We start from the raw sequence: 17,585 nt of genomic DNA on the forward strand, positions 1-17,585 counted from the left end.
TAAATCAGATACATGGCTATCAAGTCGCTCAATGAAAAGTTGTTTTTCTTGCGTGCTGTGCCTACGCCGACAGATGCTACGAAAAACAACTTTTCATCTCACTGTATCGTTTTTATATCGAATTGACTATATATTCCACTTCTTATACTTCAGCGCTTAAGCGCTGCTAGCTTCTGTATCAATACGCAGCAGCTCATCACCATCGGCCACCGAATCGCCCGCTGCAAATAACAACTCTCCCACCACGCCATCGGTGGGTGCAGTAATGGTGTGCTCGATTTTCATCGCTTCGATCACGGCGAGTGGCTCGCCTTTTTTTACACTATCGCCGACAGCCACTTTAAAGGCAACGACTTGCCCTGGCATCGGTGATTTTAAGCTACCGACTGCCGCAGACTCTTCGCCTACATGCGCCATCACATCGACAAGTGTAATCTCGTCACGGCCACGATCGGTGAACACATAGACGGTTTCATAGTTCACCCAGCTCTGCGCATTGATACGTGCGCCATCGAGCCATAATGTATGATTGTGCGCGTCATCGCTGGCGTAGCTGACCTCACCTTCATATACCGCTTCGGTTGGCGCGGCGACATTGGCATTGGCAGTTTCGTCAGCGTTCGCGATTTCTTTTTCGATCACTAGTATAAAGCTGCTGCTATTTTCAGCCCCTTTTTTACTTTCCGAACTATCTGCATTGTGCCAGTTGCTAATACGTGCTTGGTACACTTGCTCATCATAAACCAAGCTAAACGAGCGCGTGTAATCGTTATAAGCACGGAAACCAGTCGGCTTACTAAACGGATCGGCGTCTTGCGCCATGCCTTCACTAGCCAGCTGCTGGGCAATGGCCGTCACAACCAGCGTCGATAAATCAAGCGGATGCTGATCAAATAACTCGTCCGCCTCACGCTCGATAAGCGCCGTATCGAGATTGGCTTGGCTAAACGACTCAGTATTTAAGATATAACGCAAAAACGCCACGTTATTTGGCAAACCAACGATACGCGTTTGAGCGAGTGCGCGGTCGAGTTTCGCTAACGCTTGCTCGCGGGTCGGCGCATGGACGATAAGCTTGGCAATCATAGAGTCATAAAACGGGCTAATCACATCGCCCTCGCGTACCCCATCATCGATACGTACATCGGTAATGGTAAAAGTGCTGTGCTCAGGCTTTTGATACGTAAAGAGTGTGCCCGTCGCTGGCAAAAAATCATTGTCAGGGTTTTCCGCGCAGATACGCGCTTCAATCGCATGGCCATTAATCGCCAAATCATCTTGCGACTTTGGCAATGGCTGACCGGAGGCGACCAAGAGCTGCCACTCGACCAAATCGACACCTGTGATGGCTTCACTGACTGGGTGCTCAACTTGTAGGCGGGTATTCATCTCCATAAAATAAAAGCTCATCTCGCCTTCGCGCTGCTCAACGATGAACTCAACCGTCCCTGCGCCGACATAGCTGACCGCACGCGCCGCCTCAATCGCCGCTGTCCCCATCGCTTCACGCATCGCTGCATCGACACCGGGAGCTGGCGCTTCTTCTAGCACTTTTTGATGGCGGCGCTGCACCGAGCAATCGCGCTCAAACAGATGCACATAGTTGCCATGCGTATCACCAAATACTTGGATTTCGATATGGCGCGGCTTTAGCGCGTATTTTTCGATGAGTACCTGATCATTACCAAAGCTGGTGATTGCTTCGCGGCGACAAGAGTCTAGCATTTCGATAAAATCGCTGCTTTGCTCAACGATACGCATGCCTTTACCGCCGCCGCCGGCACTGGCTTTAATCAATACAGGATAGCCAATCGCGTCGGCCTTCGCTTTTAAAAACTCGGCATCTTGATTGTCACCATGATAACCCGGTATCAGCGGCACGCCAGCCGCTTCCATCAAACGCTTGGACTCAGACTTGCCGCCCATCGCGCGAATCGCATCAGCAGATGGACCGATAAACACCAGCCCCGCATCCTGACAAGCCTGAGCAAAGTCAGCGTTTTCACTTAAAAAGCCATAGCCTGGATGGATCGCTTGCGCGCCTACATCGAGAGCAATCGCAATGATCGCATCGCCTTTTAGATAGCTGTCTTTCGGCGATGAGCCACCCAAATAAACGGCCTCATCACAGACGGCGACATGTTTGGCGCCGCGGTCAGCATCAGAATAAACAGCGACGGTACGGACGCCTAAGCGCTTGGCAGTCGCGGCCACACGGCAGGCAATTTCACCACGGTTGGCGATTAAAATTTTAGAAAACATAACTATCCCTGTGTCTTGTCGTTTTTATTTGTCGGCTTGGCGATCGTTGTTTGTCGCTAGTCTGCCGTCAACCAATCAGGCTTACGTTTTTGCAAAAACGCTTGCACGCCTTCCTTACCTTGTGTGGATGAGCGAATATCAGCGATGCCTTTTACCGTATTGGCGATCAGCTCGTCGCTAATGGGCGCGCCTGCGATATCATGCAATAGCTGCTTGCAGGTTTTTACCGCATCGGGGCTGTTTTTGACCATTTTGGCACAAAACGTTGCCACCGCATCGTCGAGCGCTTCCTCACTGACGCGCTCATGGATAAAGCCCAATTGACGCGCTTTTTTGGCATCAAACACTTCTGCACTTAAAAAGTAGCGATGCGACGCCCTAGCTCCTAATGCTCTTACGACATACGGACTAATGGTGGCAGGAACTAGTCCCAAACGCACTTCACTAAGGCAAAAATTGGCAATCTTCACCGCGATGGCCACATCACAGACGGCGACCAGACCCATACCACCTGCATAGACATCACCTTGAATGGCAGCCACGGTTGGCTTAGGACATTCATAAATGGTCTTGAGCATTTGCGCCAGTTTATCGGCGTCGGCTAAATTTTCTTCATAGCTATAATCCGCCATGGCGCGCATCCAGTTTAGATCGGCGCCCGCACAGAACGCTTTGCCTGCTGCTGCTAGCACGATGACTCGCACATTATCATCAGTGCCAAGCATGGTGAAAACTTCCGTCAGCTCAGCAATCATTTCATCGTTGAAGGCATTACGTATCTCAGGACGGTTTAGCGTCACCGTCGCCACGTGCTGTTCGATATCAACCAATAGGCTTTTATAATTCTTCATATAGCGTTATCTCAATATTTTGTGGTAACTTTTGCATGTCTTTTTTTACGGATATTTTTGCGTAATGTTCTCGGCCTTAGTAACCCAGTTTTTATTTTAAACCAAAGCATTTTCTCATCGAAAATATGGTACCAATCTACATTCTAAAGACCCCAAACTTCGTCTCTTCAATCGGCGCGTTATAGGCGGCGCTTAGCCCCAATGCCAGCACTTGACGCGTATCAGCAGGATCAATCACCCCATCATCCCACAGACGCGCGGTGGCATAATACGGATGGCCTTGCGCTTCGTACATATCTCGAATCGGTGCTTTAAAGGCCGCTTCGTCCTCGCTACTCCATGTCTCGCCCTTACGCTCGAAGTTGTCGCGCTTAACGGTTGCCAAGACCGAGGCCGCTTGCTCACCGCCCATCACTGAGATACGCGCATTTGGCCACATCCATAAAAAGCGCGGACTATAAGCGCGGCCACACATACCGTAGTTACCGGCACCGAATGAGCCACCGACGATGACGGTAAACTTCGGTACTTTGGCGTTGGCCACCGCCATCACCATTTTGGCACCATGACGGGCGATGCCTTCGTTTTCGTATTTACGGCCGACCATAAAGCCGGTGATGTTTTGTAAAAACACCAGCGGGATTTTACGCTTGCAGCACAGCTCGATAAAGTGCGTGCCCTTTTGTGCTGACTCGCTGAACAGAATGCCGTTATTGGCGATAATGCCAACTGGCATACCCTCGATATGAGCAAAGCCGCAGACCAGCGTGTTGCCAAAACGCGCTTTAAACTCATCAAAGGCACTATCATCGACGATGCGAGCGATGATTTCTTTGATATCAAAGGGCTTACGCTTATCGGTCGGGATGATGCCGTATAATTCTTTGGCATCGTAGCGCGGCGGACGCGGCTTGATTTGATTGGGGATGTGCTTGGCTGGACGGTTAAGGTGACTGACGATATCACGCGCAATCGATAGCGCATGCGTGTCGCTTTGTGCCAGATGATCAACGACTCCTGACAGACGGGTATGTACATCACCGCCGCCCAAATCCTCGGCGCTGACCTCTTCGCCCGTTGCTGCTTTTACCAGTGGCGGCCCACCCAAAAATATAGTGCCTTGCTCTTTGACGATGATAGACTCATCACTCATCGCCGGTACATACGCGCCGCCTGCCGTACAGCTACCCATAACCACCGCAATCTGCGGGATACCCGCCGCACTCATATTGGCTTGATTAAAGAAGATACGGCCGAAATGCTCTTTGTCAGGGAATACGTCATCTTGGTTGGGCAAGTTTGCGCCGCCTGAGTCCACCAAATACACGCAAGGCAGATTGTTTTCTTGCGCAATCTCTTGCGCGCGCAAGTGCTTTTTGACCGTCATTGGGTAATAGGTACCGCCTTTTACCGTGGCATCATTACAGACAATCATACACTCAGTGCCATTGACACGGCCAATACCGGCAATCACGCCCGCGGCGGGTATCTCTTCGCCATACATGTCGTGCGCCGCCATCGGAGCCACCTCTAAAAACGGGGTGCCGGCATCCAGCAAACGCTCGACTCGCTCACGTGGCAGCAGTTTGCCACGCGCTACATGCTTGGCTCGCGCCCGCTCTGAGCCGCCCTGAGCGACTTTACGCAGGTGTACATATAAGTCATCGACCATCTCTTGCATGGCGGCACGGTTTTGCTGAAAATCGCTGGCGTTTGGACTCAGTTTACTGGTTATGATAGTGCTCATGATATCCCTTTTCTTTGCTGCGTAAGTGCAAGTGATTGATTATATGGTCTATAGTGACTGCTGGTTATACGACTGCTAGTTATACGACTGCTAGTTATACGACTGCTAGTTATACGACTGCTAGCCGATAGATTGGTAGCCATTTGTCTTTTGTATCACTCACCGGTGTCGTGGATGTTTTGTACCCGAGAAGTGCGCTTAGTCTAAACCCAGCTCTGCTTTCATCTGCTCGATAATCTTATACTTTTGAATTTTACCGGTGATGGTCATCGGATACTCTTCAACAAACCGATAATAAGTCGGTACCTTATAATGAGCAATGTGCTCACTACAAAACTGGCGCACGTCGTCTTCACTCAAGCAGCCCGGCTCTTTGGGAATAATCCAAGCGGCCAGCACTTCACCATACCGCTTATCTGGTACGCCAACGATTTGTACATCGCGAATCTTGGGATGGCGATATAAGTAGTTCTCAATCTCAACCGGATAGATGTTTTCGCCGCCGCGGATGACCATGTCTTTACTACGGCCGACGATTTTGACATAGCCGTCCTCATCCATGGTAGCCAAATCGCCAGTATGCATCCAGCCGTCTTGGATCGCTTCACGGGTCTTAAAGCGGCTGCCCCAATAGCCTTTCATCACCGAGTAGCCGCGTGTGAGCAGCTCTCCTGTCTCCCCTAACGGCACAATCTCACCCGTCTCGGTATCGACGACTTTTACCTCAAGTGCAGGCTGTACCAAGCCAACGGTCGAGACTTGCTTCTCAAGCGGTGTGTGCTCGTTGGTCTGGCAAGAAACCGGGCTAGTCTCGGTCATGCCATAAGCGATGGTCACCTCTTTCATATGCATCTTATCAATGACACGGCGCATGACCTCAATCGGGCAGCTAGAGCCGGCCATAATGCCTGTACGCAGGGTCGATAAATCAAAGTTTTCAAACTCAGGATGATCAAGCTCGGCGATAAACATCGTCGGTACGCCATGCAGCCCCGTACATTTTTCTTCTTCGACTGCTTGTAGGACTGATAACGGCTCAAAACCATCGTTTGGATAGACGATACAACCACCATGCGTCAAGATGGCCAAATTGCCGAGCACCATACCAAAACAGTGATATAGCGGCACCGGAATACACAGTCTATCCTCGAAGGTAAGGTTCATCGCCTCACCGATGAAGTAGCCATTATTGAGGATATTGCGATGGCTTAAGGTCGCGCCTTTTGGCGTACCAGTTGTGCCACTGGTGAACTGAACGTTAATAGCGTCAGTGTTTTTTAGCTGTGCTTGACGCTCGGCCACGCGCGGATCGTTGGCATCGCCTTCCGCCATCCAGTCAGAGAATTTTTGCATAAACCCAAACGCTTCGTCAGAGTCTGGCTCATCAATCCAAATGATACGTTCGATGGTGGGAATCTCGACCAAATCCAGCTGGGTGTAGTCTTTATGATAAATCTCAGGGCACAGCTCACGGATAAGGCCAGCGTAGTCGCTGCTTTTAAAATGGCGCATGAGTACGAGTGCTGAGCAGCCGAGTTTATTGAGCGCATATTGCAGCTCAAAAGTACGATAGGCCGGGTTGATATTGACGAGGATCACGCCGACTTTGGCCGTGGCAAGCTGCATAAGTAGCCATTCGGCGTTGTTGTGCGACCAGATACCAATGCGATCGCCAATCTCAAGCCCCATCTCGATCATACTGCTGGCCAGCTGATTGACATGTTGCTGCAATTCGCGGTACGTCCAGCGGATGTTTTGATGACAGACAACCAGCGCTTCACGCTCTGGATATTTGGAAACAATGGCGTCAAAAAAGTCGCCGATGGTCGCCTCAATCAGCGGCACATCAGGGCCTTTGTCATAGCTTTGGGTCAGTGGCGCATTCGCTGAGCGCGCGCCCATATTTACGGTAGGGATGTTGCTTAATATGTGGTCAAATGCAGTAGGTTGCGTCATAACGAGTCCTTTCGTTGTGCTTTTTATTCTACTCAAAAACCGCCCGTGGGCCAATTTTTCTTCCTTGAGTATCTATCATATATGATTCACTACTATACCGCCTAAAACGAAACTGTCAATAATAGTAATACATTATGTATCATTTAAATTAACTGCTAAAAATATTAGCCCAGTAAAAGATAGCATAAAAATCCGCGATTATTGTCGGCAAAAAAGCCAGCTAGTATTTGTTACACAGCTGGCTTTTGAGAAAAATTAAAAATGAAAGCTAAAAGTTAAACTTACAGCGATTAAACGTTGATTAAGATTTAACCATTGGCGGCGCTTTAATCGTTACTGTCGCACTGACGTCATGGTTATCATCTAGCAATTCCATGATTAATTCGTCATCCGTGTCAGTCTTTACCTGCCAATTGCCTGTCGCTTGTGGTACGCCAGTGGCCATGACAGAGATGGCTTTATTTTTTAGGCGAATCATTGGCGGTTTATGATCATAGCCGTCATGTGCCATCCCTAAGATATCATCGGCAATGGTCGCCGCCTGCGCACGCAGCGGGGCAACATAACGGCAGGCAACGCCATTGATAGACATACAATCACCGATGGCATAGATATTTGACGCTTGCGTACGTAAGGTGGTGGCATCCACCACGATACCAGTCCGGTGATCAAACTCTACCCCTGCCGCAGTGGGCAGTCTGGCATCGACCGTGAGGCCAGTACTGGCAATCACATGATCGACGACCAAATGCTCGTATGACTGAGCGGCCGCGCTGCCAGCACTGTCTGCCACTGGCGCATAGCGGACTTGTAGCTTGCCGTCCTCCTGACGCGTGACACCCGATACTTGATAACCACCCAAAAAGTGAATACCTTGGGACTGGACCGCTGCCGCGATACGAGCGGCCGCTTTTGCTGGTAGCATTTGTGATAAAGGCGCATCATTTAAATCAATCAAGGTGACTTCATGTCCCGCTTTGAGTAAATCTTCGGCGATTTCTGTCCCCACCATACCAGCGCCAACGATGGCGACATGCTGACTGCCTGCTGCCAGCTTTTCTTGTAGCTGCCCAAAGCGCTCAATATGATTGACATGCCACACCAAGTCCTCCGGCAGGCTCTTTGGAAAAATCGGCTGCGCGCCCATCGCCAGTACCAACTTGTCATAGCTGATGGTGGCATAGTTGGTATAAACAGGGTCAGAGCGCAGGGCAGAGACCATCTGCAACTGCTGCGTAGTGGCGTCAACATCCGTGACCTGCGTGTTGGCCAGCAGATTGACGTTTGCCGCTTTGGCAGCATCAGCGCCAGTTGCACGTACCAAATCTGCCGCCCGCTTGTTTTGACTAATAGCCATTGTCAGCATTGGCTTATGGTAACGATCGCCACTATCCGCTGTGATGAGAGTGATGGCGATGTCTTTGTCTTTTGCTCGAATGGCATCGATGACGTGCCAACCTGCCAAGCCAGCACCAACGATGACGATGCCCTTGTTTTCCGCTGACGCATGGTTTTTCGCTGGTGCGGGGTTTTCAGTATGTAAAGGGTTTTCAGCATTGGCGGGGTTTGTTGAATTTGCTAGGGTCTCGGCATTTTCTATGCTCATAATAGCTCCAATATAATGTATAAACTTTTCATTGTCGGTATCTTGAGCGCTATTGTAGCAGTAAACAGTCATGCACTCATCTACTTGCTTATCCCCCGCTACTGGATCGTTATAGCCAAAAAAACCAAAAAAAAGCGCCTAAATTCATAGACGCTTTTTGGCAAATGCTTAGGGCTCATTGAACAGTCTCTACATCAAGGCGCTAAAGTAGCAGCAAAAACCTTGCTATTAATGATTTAAAATCTTGGACAAAAACAGCTGGGCGCGCTCACTTTTTGCCCCTTCAAAAAACTCATCTTTGCTACAATTTTCGACGATATGACCTTCATCCATGAAAATAATGCGATTGGCGACCTGACTGGCAAAGCCCATCTCATGGGTCACACACATCATGGTCATGCCATCGCGAGTCAGCTCGACCATCACATCAAGCACCTCTTGAATCATCTCAGGATCAAGCGCCGAGGTTGGCTCATCAAACAGCATCGCCACAGGGTCCATCGCCAATGCACGGGCAATCGCCACGCGCTGCTGCTGACCGCCTGATAGCTCAGCAGGATATTTTGGTGCCTGCGCACTCAGCCCCACGCGATCTAGATAAGCCATGGCTTTTTGTTTAGCCTCAGACTCTTTACGGCCCAGCACCTTGATTTGCGCGACGGTTAAATTGTCGATAATGGTCAAATGCGGAAACAACTCAAAATGCTGAAACACCATACCGACACGGCTACGTAGCTTGGGCAAGTTGGTTTTGGCCGCGCCAACAGAGACACCATTGACCATAATCTCGCCTTGTTGAAAAGGCTCAAGCCCGTTGACCGTCTTAATCAGCGTTGACTTGCCACTACCCGATGGCCCGCAAACCACGACGACATCGCCTTTATGCACATGGGCGGTGCAGTCAGTCAGCACTTGAAAGTCGCCATACCACTTACTGACATTTGCCATCTCAATGACCATCTCATCACTGGCATGACCATTATTGGTGACCAGCCCGCCAAAGGCATTTACATATGTATCAGCATTGTTCATTACTAGCTCCTAACCACATTATCTTAGTAATCATTGTTTAAAAATTTCGTCAACCGCGACCGCGCAGTTTAGGGTGTGTCAGAACCTCAAACGCTTTTGTAGCTGCTGCACGCCCATAGACGCACTTAAGCTAATGACAAAATAAACCGCACCAGCGCCCAAGATATAAGGCGTCAGAAGCCCCATCAGCTCACCGCGCACGTAGGCTGCGCGGAAAAAATCCGTCAAACCAATGGCAAACACCAACGTCGTATCTTGGAATAAAATAATACACTGCTGCAAAATCAGCGGCAGCATTTTGCGAAAGGCTTGCGGCAAGATAACCAAACGCATGGTCTGCCCATAAGTCATGCCCAGCGCTTTGGCGGCATTGACCTGCCCGCTGCCGATCGATTGAATGCCAGCACGCACCACCTCGGAAAAATACGCCGCCTCAAACATCATAAAGGCCACCACACAAGAGGCAAACGCCGCATCGAGCTGTAGATACTTACCCGCGATCCAAAAATAAATCATCGGTACAGCAAAATAAAACCACAAAAGCACCAGCAGCAAGGGCACTGAGCGAAAATAATTCACATACAGTTTTGCTGGTATCTCAAGCACTTTGATACCCGATAAACGCATCAGCGCCAGTACCGTCCCCAAACTGATACCGCCCAAAATCGCCAAAAACAACACCTTAAGCGTGGTCAGCATGCCGCCCATCAACCCGGGATAGGCGGTGGCAAGCTCAGTCATCATATTCATTTTTGACCTCCTGCAATCAGCCCAGGCACGCGCAGCTTGCGCTCGATTAGTCCCATTATCGCGATTAAGGACAAGTTAAATACCAAGTAGATAATCGTCGCGTAGGTATAGATCTCAATGCTGTTTTGCGTGTATTCACTGATGGTTTTGGTTTGGCTAATCAGCTCCATCACCCCAACGAGCGAAGCGACTGAGGCGTTTTTAAAGCAGTTGGTCAGCTCAGAGCTGAGCGGCGGCAAGATGATACGAAAGGCTTGCGGCAGTAGGACTTCTTTGTAGACTTGCGGGATGCTAAAGCCAAGCGCATAGGCGGCGTTGACTTGGCCATCTGGTAGCGACTCGATACCCGTGCGCACCTGCTCGACGATACGGGCGGCGGTAAACAGCCCCAAACCGATACTCGCCGAGAGCATGGCAGAGGTATTGGGCGACAGGTCTTTATACCACCATTCTTGTATCGTCGGTGTCAGCCAACCAGGGGCGATATAAAACCAAAAAAACAGCTGTACGAGTAATGGTATATTACGAAAAAACGTCACGTAAGCGGTACCAATCGCTCGCGCCGTCTTGCTCGGCAGCGTGCGCATGATACCTAAGATGGTGCCGACGATCATGGCGATGGCCCAAGCGATACTGCCAATCAGTAGCAGCCAGCCAAGACCGGTAATCATCCAATGGATATACAGCTCGCTACCGATACCGGTCTGCTCAAACAGCACACCCCAGTTCCAGCTATAATTCATGGTTGTCTCTCCAAGCAGCGATAAAAAAGCCTATGCGTCAAACAACACATGACATACGCATAGGCCAGCTAGGGTTTGGGACAACGATTACTGTGCTGGCGCCGCTTTTGGCTGCGCACCATCGTGCGGGTTGGCAATCAGTGCCTTTAGGTTGTCAGACATCTCAAAGTTGAGATTGACGTTTTTTGGCGGAATTGGGTTCAAAAACCACTTATCATAGATGCTATTGATCTCGCCTGAGCTAAAGACATTGGCCAAGGCTTCATCGACCACCGCTTTAAACTCAGGGTCGTCTTTACGCATCATACAGCCATAGATCTCAAACGATTGCGGCTCACCGACGATGACCCATTCATCTGGGTTTTTGGCTTTGGCTTTTTCACCAGCGAGCAGCACATCATCCATCATAAAAGCGTCAGCGCGGCCGTTTTCTAACATCAAGAACGCCTCGCCATGATCTTTTGCTGAGATGATGTTGGTGTCCATCTGATTGTCGTCATTATATTGACGGATATAGCGCTCTGATGTCGTGCCAGCGGTGGTGACTAGCGTCTTGCCTTTTAAGTCGGCAAAGTCATTGATACCGGAGTCTTTTTTGGTCAACAGACGCGTCCCAATCTCAAAAAAACCATTGGAGAAGGCCACTTGCTTTTGGCGCTCTTCGTTGTTGGTGGTTGAGCCACACTCAAAGTCCACAGTACCGTTTTGTACCAAAGGAATACGCGTCTGCGAGGTAATAAGGTTATAGCGGACATTAAGATCAGGCATATTGAGCCTTTGTTTGACGGCCTCGACGACTTTCATCTCTAGGTCGTGGGCATAGCCTATCGGCTGATTTGGGTCGTCCGCGATATAAGAAAAAGGAATAGAAGAGTCACGGTGACCGACCACGATGGTGCCTGAGTCTTTGATTTTTTGTAGCGTGCCGTTTACTGCACTGGTCGCGGTACCCGTCTCATCGGCAGGCGCTGTCTCACTGGTCGCTTGGTTGCTGTTATTACACCCAGCGAGGCCAAACGCCATAAAGGCCGCTAGGGTCAAGCTCTTAGAGAGAGATTTGGAAGATAGATAGCTCATGAGATACATCCTTTTTATCACATTATCACTAAATTAAACGAGTGCTTGGACGATAATGGGTTTATAAATCACCCCCTATCGACTGACTGGTTGTCATGCACCCTTGTCGTTATTGCTATTGTTTATCACAATGCAACTTAATGTTACTGTACAACAAAATTGCAACGGGCGATAAACTTTTTTGTGCAAAATATAGAATGATGGTCTTTGGCGATTACCCATCTAACCCGCGACGGCCATCAAGGGTAATTGATAAGATTGATAAATACGCAACAATCCCCATAAAGTTAGCAACTTCTCAATCACATAAGCCAGTTATGACTCAAGATACTCAAGCACCAAATACTGACACCCAAACCACCAGCTACAACGACATTCGCCAGCGTTTTTTTATTGAAGACTCGCCTGTACGCGGTGATGTGGTGCGTCTATCGCGCAGCTATGCGACCACGATTGCCCAAAAGCCCTATCCTGAAGCGATCAAACGCTTATTGGGCGAGATGATGACGGCGGCAAGTTTGCTGATCAGTACGGTCAAAATCAACGGCCGTCTGTCTATCCAGCTGCAGTCCTCAGACCCTGAGAGCCTGCTCAATTGGGCAATGGCGGAGTGTGACCAAGACGGCATCATCCGCGCGCTTGCCAGCTGGAAGGCCGACACCGACGCGCAAGTGCAAGCGTGGGAGAGCATGATCACAGCCAAAGACGCTTTTGCCGAGCTTGGCGCGATGGGTCAAGGCGTATTGTTTATCAATATCCAGCCTGACGGCGGCGACTCTTACCAAGGTATCGTCGAGCGTAGTCATGACAATTTGGCAGACTGCTTGGCGCACTACCAAAAACAGTCCGCGCAGATTCCAACGCTAATCAACTTAGCATCAGACGGTCTACAAGCTGGGGGTATCTTGGTACAAATGTTGCCACGTACCGCTGAGGAAACCTACGAAGTCGAGCAAAACCAAGACGCCGGCATCGATGATGACCTATGGCCGCGCTTAAGCGTCCTTACGCGTACGCTAAAAGCAGAAGAGCTGACCACACTCGATACCAGCGAGATTTTATACCGCTTGTATCATGAAGAAAATATCGTGGCACCTGAGCCTGTGGCGTTATCATTTGGCTGTACTTGCTCACGCGAAAAATGCGAGATGGCCATCGAGCAAATCGGTGAAGCAGAAGCGTTAGATATCGTCGAAGAGCAAGGCGGGACGTTTGAGATGGACTGCGGTTTTTGCGGTGAGATCTATCCGTTTGATAAAGACGATGTGACCGCTATCTTTGCTAAATAGGCGGTATCTAGTAAAACATTTCTCAGTAAAAGAAAAGGCCCTCAACATAAAGCGTGAGGGCCTTTTTTTATGATGCTGTGCTTAGCAAAGGCAATCTAGCTTAACCTGCCTTTATACCATCAGTCCCAGACTTTTGGGATAAGAATATATCCGCGGCTGCTCAGCGTAGTCACTGCGGCCATTATCTAACAGCCACGCCACTACTTGCTCGCGCACCCGTCTACTATGAATCAGATTCATATGACTGACGCCATAAAATAGTGCTTTATGCCCATCAGGGACAAACAAAGCATGTTCGGCATCATCTTCTCCAAGCGCTGAGGCGACAGAGACCAGACCATCGCCCAGCAGGTGTGTCATCTTCGAGTCATAATGGGTCTCGACCAATGCACTGGCGACAAAATACGTCTTTATACCACTTGGCAAGCGCGCAGGATGCCGAAAGTCTTGCGGCAGCACACTACGGCCCTCCAGCGCCCGCCAGTCTGCATCGCGAATACTACCGTGACGCAGATCAATGATACCCGCGCTGCGCATCTCGCCCAACTTGGCAAGCGAGCCTGCAAACGGCAGCTTGGCGATGATGTCTTGTACATGATGACCGATACGCTCTAGCACCGCGCCATGGTGCGGTGAGCCGAGGGTGATGAGATTGCCGGCCCGCTTGACCCAAGCCAGATGGTCTTGCTCGCCATAAAACAGCGCACTGCGAGCGACCAAGCCGCCCATACTGTGACCGACCAGATCGATCTGACCGATATTGGGATGCTGCTCGATCAAGTCTTGTAGTAGCTGGCACAGCTTACGGCCACTGCGCGAGATACGCCGCCCCGTATTATAATCAAGGTACAGTACTGTCGCTTCGGGCTGACTGCGTGCGATGGCCTCCCCCAGATGATTGCCTTCTGCAGATTGCCAGCTAAGATGACTCATACATAAGCCATGACATAAGATCACCACTCGCCCTGAGAGCGGCGCTAACTGCGTATCACCATTACCATCATAGAGCTGCATCGGTATGGCAAGCGCGTTTTTATGATTGACCAGATGATCACCCATCACGCCGTTTAGCACATTGACCAGTTTTTTTAGGGTGTCGGGCAACGGCTGAGTGTTTTTTTGGCGCATCATGGTTTTATAGATACGCAGCACCGCGGCCAGATTGTTGCCCACCAGTAGCATGACTTGGCGTATGGTGCCATATATACGCCCCGTGATACCCCGTTGCCAATTGTTAAGGTGGTTTTCATTAAACCGTCCCAAAGGGCGTAAAATCACCTCGCGGTGAATGGCTTCCACAATCTCTGTCACCTCCACCACGCCCATCGTCGCCAGCTGCGCAAGCCCTTCAAAAAAGTCGGCATACAGCACAGGATGTGTCGTCACGGCATTGGCATCATCGGCTTGCAGTTTGATGATTTCATCGATATCGATGGCGGCTAGCTGATCGATTTGCTCATACAGGTCGCGATGCGGCGCTACTGTGTGGTCTGCAGTAGCAGTCTCTGAGGCAAAATGCGCGGCCAGCTCATGACCTGCTTCATCTGAGCTATCAGGCCTCAAGCTGTCTTTATAAATAATCTCTACACTGTCCATAGTGTTACTCGTTAGTGCGTTCATAAAATGGACACATTTGGTCAAAAGATAGTTATATACTAGCCTGTAAATGCTTGAAATAGAAAAAAATGATGTAACCGGTAGCCGCTTTACGATAAAAAATCGTGACATCTGCCGCTACTTACAGCAAAAAAACCCCAAGCCAGCGCTTGCGGTTTTAGCTAACATCACTATCCGTATCTGTAATCACCGTGCCGCCGTTTTACCATCGCAGCCATTTCACTATCGTAGCCGAGTCATCCAAGCGCTCTAAGTAAAGGATTCTGCCAATATGACATCGCCATCTTCGCGAGTAATCATCACGGTGGCCGAGCGCGGCGTACTACCTCCAGCCACCGCGCCCCATGTGTTGCCAGGATGCTGAATGTTGATAAATAACGTTTTAAAATCTGGCGTCATGGTGATGCCTGTCACCTCACAGCCTTCAGGACCGACAAAAAAACGTTTGATATTGTCATCACTAGCAGTCATTCCGACGCGGGTTTGCTGGCCTGCAGATGTGGTGGTCGGCGCGCCATCATTGACCTGACCAGGCAACGCGGCCAATAGCATACAACTGCTGGTATCGGTATACGCGCCATCATCGGTCTGAATCCATAATACCCCGCGCGGATCAAAGTACAGGCCATCAGGCGATGACAAGTCATTGTTTTTGTTTAATTGCGATAAGTTCTCTGCCGCCAGCTCACTGGGCGCGGCAAATAAGTAAATATCCCACTCAAAGCGAGTCGCCGCATGGTCACCGCCTGCTTCGGCCCAGCGAATGATATGACCATTATCATTTCCGCGCGATTTGCCACGCGCCTCGTAGCTGCGCGGGTTGGCTGCTGAGAGAGGCTGATCCTCACGCTCGCCGCGATATTTGTTGTTGGTCAAGGTCACATACACCTCGCCTGTCATGGGGCTCACCGATACCCACTCTGGACGATCCATCTTGGTCGCACCCAAGGCATCGGCAGCAGCGCGCGCAAAGACCAACACCTCATCTTGCCCAGCAAAGGGCAGCTCAGCATTGGTCGCATCAAGTCCATTTTGTCCATGGACCAGTGGCCGCCACTCGCCGCGACCGTCTTCGTGAAACACCGCCACATACAGCGTGCCTTCATTTAGGTATTTGTCGCCAGCTTTTAGGCCGCCGCCGATATCTGCATTGGACCATCGAGCCTTTGAGACAAACTTATAAATATACTCGCCGCGCGCATCATCCCCCATATAAAACACCACAGGTTTACCTGACTCGACGGGCGCATACGCACAGTTTTCGTGTGCAAAACGACCGAGTGCCGTGCGTTTTTGTGGTGCTGAGTGCCGATCAAAAGGATCGATTTCAGTGATGTAGCCAAAGGTATTAAAGCCATTGCGATAATCCTCAGTAGCATCAGCGCCTGTCGCGGTCATATCCCAGCGGGCAAACTCATCGGCTATGATTTCATCTTTGGCATAAGGCGTATGCCAAAGATACTCCCAGCCAGGGAAGTTTTCGCCGGCCCCATAGCGCTCACGCCCGTAGTTATGACCTGCGCTTAGCTGCTCGGCGTCTTGACCACGCGCAAATACGCCCAAGAAATTTTCTTCTGTCGTCAGGTAGGTACCCCACGGCGACAGTCCTGCGCCGCAATTGTTATTGATGCCGCGCGTTTGAAACCCTGTTGGATCAAACTTTGTCTTGACCAAATCAGAGCCTGCCACAGGACCCGTCAGCTGGGCGGGCGTACTGCTGGTGATACGGCGGTTGTATTTTGAATCCTTGACCATCTCATAACCCATCCCATCGGCACGGCGCGTCATCTCAACGACAGCGACCCCGTGGCAGTTGACCTCGCGGCGCACATCACTGGCCAGACGACGGTTTTGATAAATGGGTGCCGCATTGTTATCCGAGATGACATGATAACCAAATGGGCTAAGCTCGCTGCTATTGACATACTCATGGTTCATGACCAGCAGGCCGTTTTTAGAGGCTTTGGCATCGTAGTTATTGCCTTTTTTGCCAAAAAACCACATGCCATCATGGTTGTCGCCCATGCGCCACTCAAACGACTCAGCGGACTGCTCACGGTTGTCCTTCCAGTCGGCGATACCAGACATCAGCGGTGTCCCTAGTGGCAGTATTATCTCTGCCTGATAGCCTTCCGCCACACTCATGGTATCGGCTGTCGAATGCGCCACTGCAGTGAATTTTAGGGTATCGGGACGTTTGAGACTCCCTTGTGCTGGGAGGGCGGCTTGGTCATCGTCGCTGGGCAGGCGAGATATGCTGTCGTCATCGTCGTCACTACAGCCAACCAAAGGCAGCGCCCCAAAAAACGCTGCCGCCGTCAGCCCTGTACCGCCTTTTAAGATATGGCGGCGATGCATACGGCGATTGATGATGGTTTGAAATTCGATATTATTGCTCGTGTTTGAGTCTTCTACGGCTTCATGAGCGAGCGGTTTGTTCAATAACGTCATGTTCAGTCACCTTGCTATTTGGCTAGAGTGGCGTAAAGGATGGGTTGCGGCTTTATCAAATCCACCACAACGATATAAGTTACGCTCAAGTCTACCGAGCATTTATGACAGTACGTTGACAATAACTGCTAAACCTATCATTCAGCGGCCCACCAAAGGCTGCCAAGTTGTTACAGAGATAAGCGTCAACCATGCTCATCAAAT

The 17,585-nt window shown here is 50.3% G+C and carries 12 protein-coding genes; 1 reads left to right on the plus strand and 11 read right to left on the minus strand.

The genetic code is table 11. The features are described from left to right. Nucleotides 1-156: 156 nt before the first annotated feature. From AADH33_RS11085 to AADH33_RS11125, 9 genes are all read right to left on the minus strand, one after another. On the minus strand, nucleotides 157-2,262 hold the full coding sequence (locus AADH33_RS11085) for an acetyl/propionyl/methylcrotonyl-CoA carboxylase subunit alpha (protein WP_348548908.1): 2,106 nt from the start codon (nucleotides 2,260-2,262) through the stop codon (nucleotides 157-159). A 56-nt stretch (nucleotides 2,263-2,318) separates the two neighbouring features. After that, nucleotides 2,319-3,113: an enoyl-CoA hydratase/isomerase family protein gene (locus AADH33_RS11090; protein ID WP_348548909.1), complete on the minus strand. Its 795-nt coding sequence runs from the start codon at nucleotides 3,111-3,113 to the stop codon at nucleotides 2,319-2,321. A 136-nt stretch (nucleotides 3,114-3,249) separates the two neighbouring features. Beyond that, nucleotides 3,250-4,860 (minus strand): carboxyl transferase domain-containing protein, encoded by a 1,611-nt coding sequence (locus AADH33_RS11095; protein WP_348548910.1) that lies wholly within the window; start codon nucleotides 4,858-4,860, stop codon nucleotides 3,250-3,252. Nucleotides 4,861-5,058: 198 nt separating this feature from the next. Further along, a complete protein-coding gene (locus AADH33_RS11100; RefSeq protein ID WP_348548911.1) occupies nucleotides 5,059-6,816 on the minus strand; it encodes an AMP-binding protein in 1,758 nt (585 codons plus the stop codon). 301 nt (nucleotides 6,817-7,117) lie between these two features. Next, nucleotides 7,118-8,422, minus strand: coding sequence for an FAD-dependent oxidoreductase (locus tag AADH33_RS11105; protein WP_348548912.1), 1,305 nt, complete (start codon nucleotides 8,420-8,422; stop codon nucleotides 7,118-7,120). Between the two features lie 228 nt (nucleotides 8,423-8,650). Next, nucleotides 8,651-9,382, minus strand: coding sequence for an amino acid ABC transporter ATP-binding protein (locus AADH33_RS11110; RefSeq protein WP_100748976.1), 732 nt, complete (start codon nucleotides 9,380-9,382; stop codon nucleotides 8,651-8,653). Nucleotides 9,383-9,532: 150 nt separating this feature from the next. After that, a complete protein-coding gene (locus tag AADH33_RS11115) occupies nucleotides 9,533-10,204 on the minus strand; it encodes an ABC transporter permease subunit (RefSeq protein ID WP_348548913.1) in 672 nt (223 codons plus the stop codon). After that, a complete protein-coding gene (locus tag AADH33_RS11120; RefSeq protein ID WP_075101980.1) occupies nucleotides 10,201-10,947 on the minus strand; it encodes an amino acid ABC transporter permease in 747 nt (248 codons plus the stop codon). The genes AADH33_RS11115 and AADH33_RS11120 overlap by 4 nt, the downstream gene beginning before the upstream one ends. Nucleotides 10,948-11,034: 87 nt before the next feature. After that, entirely contained in the window at nucleotides 11,035-12,024 is a 990-nt protein-coding gene (locus AADH33_RS11125) for a glutamate/aspartate ABC transporter substrate-binding protein (protein ID WP_348548914.1), read from the minus strand. A 317-nt stretch (nucleotides 12,025-12,341) separates the two neighbouring features. On the opposite strand from AADH33_RS11125, the gene AADH33_RS11130 reads away from it, so the two are divergent. Further along, nucleotides 12,342-13,313, plus strand: a complete 972-nt coding sequence (locus AADH33_RS11130) for an Hsp33 family molecular chaperone HslO (protein WP_348548915.1) — start codon at nucleotides 12,342-12,344, stop codon at nucleotides 13,311-13,313. A 111-nt stretch (nucleotides 13,314-13,424) separates the two neighbouring features. On the opposite strand, the gene AADH33_RS11135 is transcribed toward AADH33_RS11130, so the two are convergent. Together AADH33_RS11135 and AADH33_RS11140 are read right to left on the minus strand one after the other, a co-directional pair. Beyond that, a complete protein-coding gene (locus AADH33_RS11135) occupies nucleotides 13,425-14,933 on the minus strand; it encodes an alpha/beta fold hydrolase (RefSeq protein WP_348548916.1) in 1,509 nt (502 codons plus the stop codon). A 246-nt stretch (nucleotides 14,934-15,179) separates the two neighbouring features. Then, complete coding sequence (locus AADH33_RS11140) at nucleotides 15,180-17,381, minus strand: PhoX family protein (protein WP_348548917.1); 2,202 nt, start codon at nucleotides 17,379-17,381, stop codon at nucleotides 15,180-15,182. Nucleotides 17,382-17,585: the final 204 nt, after the last annotated feature.

The organism is Psychrobacter sp. KFRI-CH2-11 (assembly GCF_038239325.1).
GTDB lineage: Bacteria > Pseudomonadota > Gammaproteobacteria > Pseudomonadales > Moraxellaceae > Psychrobacter > Psychrobacter celer.